Source organism: Micromonospora sp. M51 (assembly GCF_018070305.1).
Lineage (GTDB): Bacteria > Actinomycetota > Actinomycetes > Mycobacteriales > Micromonosporaceae > Micromonospora > Micromonospora parva.
On record NZ_JAGPXZ010000266.1, the window covers coordinates 1 to 7,433 of the forward strand.

General features: G+C 71.5%; 7 protein-coding genes and 1 pseudogene. 1 reads left to right on the top strand and 7 read right to left on the bottom strand.

Features of this window, described 5'->3' with window-relative positions:
• On the bottom strand, positions 1–1,213 hold a 1,213-nt coding region (locus KBX53_RS16010), incomplete at its 3' end, for a PLP-dependent aminotransferase family protein (RefSeq protein ID WP_210860109.1).
• Between the two features lie 294 nt (positions 1,214–1,507).
• Here KBX53_RS16010 and KBX53_RS16015 point away from each other — a divergent pair.
• Positions 1,508–2,173 (top strand): hypothetical protein, encoded by a 666-nt coding sequence (locus KBX53_RS16015; protein WP_030331852.1) that lies wholly within the window; start codon positions 1,508–1,510, stop codon positions 2,171–2,173.
• Between the two features lie 11 nt (positions 2,174–2,184).
• Here the strand turns inward: KBX53_RS16015 and KBX53_RS16020 are convergent, their stop codons facing one another.
• The 6 genes and pseudogenes from KBX53_RS16020 to KBX53_RS16045 form a co-directional block, all read right to left on the bottom strand.
• Positions 2,185–3,348 (bottom strand): N-acetylmuramoyl-L-alanine amidase, encoded by a 1,164-nt coding sequence (locus tag KBX53_RS16020; RefSeq protein ID WP_030331851.1) that lies wholly within the window; start codon positions 3,346–3,348, stop codon positions 2,185–2,187.
• A 170-nt stretch (positions 3,349–3,518) separates the two neighbouring features.
• Positions 3,519–3,842: a thioredoxin gene (gene trxA, locus KBX53_RS16025; RefSeq protein ID WP_030331849.1), complete on the bottom strand. Its 324-nt coding sequence runs from the start codon at positions 3,840–3,842 to the stop codon at positions 3,519–3,521.
• A gap of 31 nt (positions 3,843–3,873) precedes the next feature.
• Complete coding sequence (trxB, locus tag KBX53_RS16030) at positions 3,874–4,824, bottom strand: thioredoxin-disulfide reductase (protein WP_030331847.1); 951 nt, start codon at positions 4,822–4,824, stop codon at positions 3,874–3,876.
• Positions 4,825–5,007: 183 nt separating this feature from the next.
• A complete protein-coding gene (locus KBX53_RS16035) occupies positions 5,008–6,021 on the bottom strand; it encodes a hypothetical protein (RefSeq protein WP_210860111.1) in 1,014 nt (337 codons plus the stop codon).
• Entirely contained in the window at positions 6,018–6,728 is a 711-nt protein-coding gene (gene sigM / locus KBX53_RS16040; RefSeq protein WP_210860112.1) for an RNA polymerase sigma factor SigM, read from the bottom strand. Before sigM ends, KBX53_RS16035 begins: the two co-directional genes overlap by 4 nt.
• Before the next feature lie 43 nt (positions 6,729–6,771).
• A pseudogene (locus tag KBX53_RS16045) lies at positions 6,772–7,433 on the bottom strand (serine/threonine protein kinase); the annotation flags it as partial.

Genomic DNA, 7,433 nt, shown 5'->3' on the forward strand with positions numbered 1-7,433 from the left:
CCATCACACCGGACAGCCGGCGGATGCCCTCGCGGATCCGCTCCGGCGGCGGGAAGCTGAAGTTGAGCCGCATGGCGCCGGTGCCGGTGCCGTCGGCGTCGAAACCGGTGCCGGGGACGTAGGCGACCCGGGCGGCGACCGCGCGCGGCATCATGGCCTTCGAGTCGAGCCCGTCGGGCAGCGTGGCCCACACGAACAGCCCGCCGGTCGGTGTGGTCCAGCTGGTGCCCTCGGGCATCAGGTCGGCCATCGCGTCGAGCAGGGCGTCCCGGCGCTCCCGGTAGACCTCGCGGTAGACCTTGAGCTGCTGCCGCCACGGCATGGTGCTCAGATAGGTGGCCACCGCGGCCTGGGCGTAACCGCTGGGGCAGAGGATCTGCGCCTCGCTGGCGATGACCAGCTTGTCGCGGACCGCGTGCGGCGCCAGGATCCAGCCGACCCGCAGCCCCGGGGCGAAGGTCTTGGAGAACGTGCTGAGGTAGAAGACGCCGTCCCGGCGGCGGGCCCGCAACGGGGCCGGGGCTTCACCCTCGAACCCCAGCTGCCCGTACGGGTCGTCCTCGACGACGAGCAGGCCGGCGCGCTCGCAGATGTCGAGCACCCGTTCCCGGCGCTCCTCGCTGAGCGTCACACCGGTCGGGTTCTGGTAGGTGGGGATCGTGTAGAGGAACTTGACCCGCTGGCCGGCCCGCGCCAGGTCGGCGATAGCGGTCTCCAGCGCCTCCGGGATCAGCCCGTCCGCGTCCATCGGTACGTGGACGACCTGCGCCTGGGCGGCCTGGAACACGCCGAGCGCACCGACGTACGTCGGCCCCTCGGCGAGCACCACGTCACCGGGGTCGAGGAAGAGCCGGGCCACCAGGTCCAGTGCCTGCTGCCCGCCCACGGTGACCACGACGTCCTCCGGGGACGCGCCGCACCCGGCGTCGATGCCGGAGAGCGACATCACCTCGCAGATCCGCTCGCGCAGCTCAAGGGTGCCCTGACCGATGCCGTACTGGAGGGTGGTCACGCCGTGCTCGGAGCCGAGCCGGCCGAGCATCTCGCCGACCGCGTCCAGCGGAAGGGCGGCGATGTACGGAGCGCCGCCGGCAAGCGAGACGACCTCCGGGCGACTGGCCACCGCGAACAATGCTCGGATCTCGGAGGCGGTCATCCCGCGTACCCGCCGGGCGTACCGGTCGGTGTAGTCGTCGAGTGTCGTGCCGGTCATGACCTCACCTCGATCGCTGCTCGGGTGGCTCCCGCCCCGGGTACCCCGCACACCGCTGACCATGGCGGAGGGCACACCGATTGTCGATCGTAGTCCGCCGGAGCCCAGCAGCGGTCGGGCAGAGGCAGACCGACCACATGGCGGACCTCGTCAGCGTCCCCCTCGGGGGTGGGCATCTGCGCGTCCCCTCCCGTACCGCCGATCGGCGGCGTACGATCGCTCGTCGGGGGCAGGAAGGCGGCGCTGTCGTTCCATGCCGGTCTCACCACCGAGCCTATTGTGGGGATGCGCCATATGTCGCGACGTCTGGTCAGCCTGACCCTCGACACGTTGGAAGACCTTCCGCGCCCGTGCCGGCAGTGCGTCTACTGGGAGCTCGACCCGGTCTCCGCGGAGCGGGCCTGCGCTGCCGGCGACCCGGGCCTGGAGAAGGAGGCGTGGGTCTCCCAGACGCTGCTGGAGTGGGGCTCCTGCGGCAAGCTCGCGTACGTCGACGGCATGCCGGCCGGCTTCGTGATGTACGCCCCGCCCGCCTACGTGCCCCGTTCGATGGCGTTCCCGACCTCACCGGTCTCCGCGGACGCGGCACTGTTGATGACCGCGAACGTGGTCGCCGCGTTCGCCGGCGGCGGGTTGGGCCGGATGTTGGTGCAGGGTGTCGCCCGGGATCTGACCAAGCGGGGGATCAAGGCCATCGAGGCGTTCGGCGACGCCAAGTTCGGCGACGCGGACGACCCGGCCGGGGGTTGCGTGGCACCGGTCGATTTCTTCCTCTCCGTGGGCTTCAAGACCGTACGTCCGCATCCGCGTTTTCCTCGGTTGCGCCTTGAGCTGCGGACGGCGTTGAGCTGGAAGTCCGACGTCGAGTACGCGCTGGAGAAACTGCTCGGCTCGATGAGTCCGGAGACGCTGCTCCGGCCGGTCCGTCCCGCCCCGGCCACCCGCTCCACCAACGGCTGACCGAGGGCCGATCAGTCGACCACGGTGCCGGCGGTCACCACGGCACGCAGTTCGCTGACGTCGAGCGATCCGGTCGGGACGTCTCGTTCGATGGGGTAGTACATCCGCTGGACCGCCGCCACGATCGCCTCCACCACCCGGTCCCGGAACCGGGGGTCGACAAGGCGGGCGCGGTCCGTCGGCGAGGTGAGGTAGCCGACCTCGACCCGGACGGCGGGCATCCGCGTCAGTCGCAGCAGTTCCCACGTCTTGGCGTGGGTACGGCAGTCCCGCAGCCCGGTGCGGGCGACGATCTCCCGCTGCACCAGCCCGGCCAGTCGTTCACCGGTCGCCGAGGTCACCCCGTTGTCGGTGCCGTAGTGGTAGGTCGCCACGCCCTCCGCGTCCGGGTTGGCGTGGCCGTCCAGGTGCAGGGAGATGAACACGTCGGCGCCGAGGGAGTTGGCGAGCAGCGCCCGCTCGGCGTCCGGCAGGCAACTGTCGGGCGACGGGCCCCGGGTGAGCTGCACCCGCACCCCGGAGGCGGCGAGCCGCCCCTCCAGGCGGCTGGCCAGGTCGTGCACCAGGTCCGACTCCGTCCAGCGCAGCGAGCCGTCGGGCACCACCATGCCGGGGTCGGTGCCCCCGTGCCCCGGGTCGATGACGACCGTCTTACCCACCAGCGCCGGCCCGGACTGTCGGATCGCGTCGGATTCGCGGAGCCACTGCGGGCGGCCACCGACCACCTTGCGGCCGATCCGGCGCAGCGCGTTCATGGTGTGTGGGCCGCAGGAGCCGTCGGGGGTGAGCCCGACCTCGCGTTGGAACTGGGCCACCGCCCGCGACGTCCGGACACCGTAGATGGCGTCCGCGCGGCCCACGTCGTACCCCATTTCCAGCAGTCGCTCCTGCAGGGACCGGACATCCTCGCCGGTGAGCGGCTCGGGGACCGCGTGGTAGAGGGTGCGGGCGCCGAGCCGCCAGCGGGCGGCGTCCAGGGCGCGCCAGGTCTCGGCTCCGACCCGGCCGTCCACGCTGAGCCCCCGCGACTGCTGGAACGCGCGGACCGCCCGCTCGGTGTCGAGGTCGAACTCGTCGGTGTGCGGGCCGGCGGCGGCGAGCAGGTCGAGGCCGGTCAGGATGGTACGGATCTCCGTGACCGCGGGTCCCCGGTCACCGGGTCGGATCGGACGCACGCACGACCCCCTCTGCACGACACTGGCTGGCCGGGCGGCCCAGGCTTGAGGCTATGCGCTCCGGGACGGCGAGGTGGCTGGGGCGGCGAAATACGTCGTCGCTGCGGCCGGGAAGACGACGAACCCCGCACCCGGCGAGCGGGTACGGGGTTCGGGTGAGTTTCTGCTGGTCAGAGGGCCGATTCGATGAGCCGGACCAGCTCGCCCTTCGGCTTGGCACCGGCGATCGACTGCACCGGCTGGCCGTTCTTGAAGACGGTCAGCGTCGGCACCGACATCACCCGGTAGGCCCGGGCGGTCTCCGGGTTCTCGTCGATGTTGAGCTTGACGATGGTGACCTGGTCACCCATCTCCCGGGCGATCTCCTCGAGCAGCGGCGACACCTTGCGGCACGGCCCGCACCACTCCGCCCAGAAGTCCACCAGCACCGGCTTGTCGGCCTGTAGCACGTCAGCGACGAAGCTCTTGTCCGTGACCGCCTTGGTTGTTCCCACTATGCCCCTCCTCCGGGATGTGTTCGTTGTTTCAGCTGAGCGTCGCGATGAACCGCTCGGCGTCGAGCGCGGCGGCACACCCGGTGCCGGCCGCGGTGATCGCCTGACGGTAGGTGTGGTCGACCACGTCACCGGCGGCGAAGACACCGGGCACGTTCGTGCGGGTGCTCGGGGCGTCGACCTTCACGTAGCCCTCGTCGTCCAGCTCGACCTGGCCCTGGAACAGCTCGCTGCGAGGGTCGTGACCGATGGCGACGAAGACGCCGGTCACGTCCATCACCTTGGTCTCGCCGGTGTGCACGTTGCGAACGCGGACGCCGGTGACCTTGCCGTCGTCGCCGAGGATCTCCTCGACGGTGCTGTTCCACTCCACCTTGATCTTCTCGTTGCTCAGCGCCCGGTCGGCCATGATCTTGCTGGCCCGGAACGAGTCGCGGCGGTGGATGATCGTCACCGAATCGGCGAAACGGGTGAGGAAGGTGGCCTCCTCCATCGCCGAGTCGCCGCCGCCGACCACCACGATGTGCTGGTTGCGGAAGAAGAAGCCGTCACAGGTGGCACACGCGGAGACGCCGTGGCCCAGGTATTCCTGCTCACCGGGCACGCCCAGCGGACGCCACGCCGAACCGGTGGAGAGGATGATGGACCGGGCCCGGTAGGCGGTCTCGCCAACCCAGACGGTGCTCACCGCGCCGGAGCCGGCGTCGCCGGTGTCCACCAGCTCGACGCGGGTCACGTCGTCGGTGAGGAACTCGGCGCCGAACCGCTCGGCCTGCTTGCGCATGTTGTCCATCAGCTCGGGGCCGAGGATGCCGTCGGCGAAGCCGGGGAAGTTTTCCACCTCGGTCGTGGTCATCAGCGCGCCACCGGACTGCACGCCCTCGATGATCAGCGGCTTCAGATTGGCGCGTGCGGCGTAGACCGCCGCTGTGTAGCCGGCCGGCCCGGAGCCGATGATGATCAGGTTGCGGACCTCGTCCACTGCCGTCTCCCGAGTTGTGTGTGTTCGGCGTCGGCGCGAGCACCGATGCCGATCCGAGTTGCCGACGCCTGGGTGAGGCCGGCAGCTGACTTCCAGAACGTCATCGTACGAACCGGGGATTCCCGAGCCGGGCATCCGGTGGGTCAGGTCACGTGAGCGGTCATCGTGCCATCGACCGTGGATTCACCCTACCCGCGCCGAATACCTGCTGTCCGAGCCGGACCCGGGCACTCCGCACTCCGGGCCGCTCACCCAGGCCCACCGGCCTCCGGTGGCATCGGTGAAGCGAATGACCAGCGCCTGGTCACCCTGGAAGCGGGCGTAGTCGATCACCTCGACCACCAGTGGCACCGATCCGTGCTCCGCCGCGACGCTCGCCAGACAACTGGTCAGGGCCGTCTCGTCGGTCAGCCGGGCCAACTGGTCCGACCCGTCCGGAGAGGGCCGACGCTCGCCCTCGGCATCCACCTGCGGCTGCCCGCCCGGGGCGCTGCCGGTCGCCCGGCTGGTGGCGGGTGTCCTCGGCGAACCCGTGTCGTAGGCATTGCCGAGGGCCTGCGGGGTGTAGTTCGTACCACTGCGCAGCGCCGGCCCGGTGGTCCGGACCGTCCCGGCCCCCGCGGCGCCCTCGGGCGCGCTGGCCGGCCGATCCATGGCGGGGGCGCTGCCGGAGTCGTCCGACGCGGGCATCGACAGCTGGTTGAGGCCCAGGGCGACGGCGATGACGGCGATCGCGGCAGCGGCCACGGGTGCGCCACGGCTGGCCCAGCCGCGCCGGCGGCGACCCGGGCCGGTGGACACCCCGCGCCCCGGCCCCCCGGCGGGTGTGGGGAGAGCCGGCCGTCGACCGGCACCGCCCTGCGTCGGTACGACCACTGGTGTCGCCGGATCGACGCTCGACGCGGCGGTGCGCGCGTCCCCGGTCGAGGTGTCGTTCGTCGGCTGCGCGGAGGCCAACGCGGCCAGCAGCCGGTCGGTGATCGCCGGTGGCATCTGCGGGGACGGCTCGGCCCAGCGGGTCAGGTCCGCCCGGACCTCGGTCACGGCAGGGGCCAGCAGCGCGTACGCCTCGGCCCAGGACGGGTCCGCGGAGACCAGCTGGGCGACCTCGTCCTGCTGCGGGGTGCCGTCCAACGCCCCGCCGAGGTAGTCGGCGAGGAGGTCGGCGTCGACCTCCCGGAACCCCTCGGTCGTCACGTGTCCTCCTGGTTGGCGTCCCGCCGGTACCGGCCTGACCTCGATCCGACGCCCTCCACCGGGCCGGGGTTCCCCGGCGTGACGCCGGGCACGCCCGGGGCGGTCGGGTCCGGTCGGGCCGAAGACGTCGCGGCGGCAGCGGGGCGGAGATGCCCGAGCAGCACGGCCAGCCGTGCCCGGCCCCGGGCACACCGGCTCTTCACCGTCCCCTCGGCGACGCCGAGGATGCGGGCGACCTCGGCGACCGGATAGCCCTGCACGTCGACCAGTACCAGCGCGGCGCGTTGCTCGACGGGCAGCGCGGCGAGCGCCTCGCGGACAACCAGCACGGTGTCGTGGTCCGTCGCCGGTGCGGCCGGCTCCAGCCGGCCGGTGCCCGATCCGTCCTCGGAGCGGTTGCCGTCCGGCAGCGGCACTGTGGGGTGCGCCTGCCGGCGGCGGATCCGGTCCAGGCAGGCGTTGACCACGATCCGGTGCAGCCAGGTGGTGACGGCGGAGTCACCGCGGAACCGGGCCGCCGCCCGATGCGCCGACAGCAGGGCGTCCTGGAGTGCGTCGGCTGCCTCCTCACGGTCGCCGAGCGTCCGCAGGGCCACCGCCCACAACCGGTCGCGGTGCCGGTGGAACAGTTCGGCGAAGGCGTCCCGGTCGCCGGCGACGTGCGCGCGCAGCAGCTCCAGGTCCGGTGCGGCGGCACGCCCGTCCATCACCGCGTCCAGCGAGTGCGGTGCCCGGATCGTGGCGCCCGGCTCACGACCCCTGGACCGTAATCTCCTGCACCCCCAGCTTGAACCCGCCCTCCGACGGCGGCAGCTCGGTGATCCAGAACAGCAGGTACTGGTATTTCTGGTCGGCGTCGAAGCCGTTGAACGTCATTGTGGTGCCGTCGTGGTCCTCGAACGGCTGGCCGATGGCGGTCTTGTAGCTCGCCACCAACTGCTTGTCACCGTTGGTGCTGGACGGCGGGTTGGTGGTGCCGGCGAGAAGCTGGGCGGACGCACCGGTGGCTGACAGCACCGCCTGCACCGACTTGACGGTGTGCGGCTCGCCGAGGTCGATCCAGACGCCCATGCCCTTCTTCAGGTTGCCGAAGTTGGGCCTGTTCACGTAGGTCTCGGTCTCCCAGCCTTTGTCCTCGTCACCGTCGATGACCTTTTCGGCGCCTCGGACCTCACTGCGGTTCTTGCTGTCCGGGTCGATGATCCGGACATCCTTGACCGTCAACTTGCGCGCCGTCGCGGCGGCCGGGGTGGCGTCACCGGCCGGGGCACTGGAGGTCGGTGCGGCGACCGGGTTCGACTTCGGGTCGTCGTCGTCGCCGCCCAACGCGATGATTCCGATCAGCAGACCGACCAGGGCGACGGCCAACAGGCCGGCGATGCCGACGGCGGCCTGAAGCATCTCGGTGGCGG

Bases quoted from the DNA above. Each gene is read 5' to 3' on its own strand.
- sigM (WP_210860112.1), bottom strand. From the start codon at position 6,728: ATGGACGGGCGTGCCGCCGCACCGGACCTGGAGCTGCTGCGCGCGCAC.
- KBX53_RS16015 (WP_030331852.1), top strand. From the start codon at position 1,508: ATGTCGCGACGTCTGGTCAGCCTGACCCTCGACACGTTGGAAGACCTT.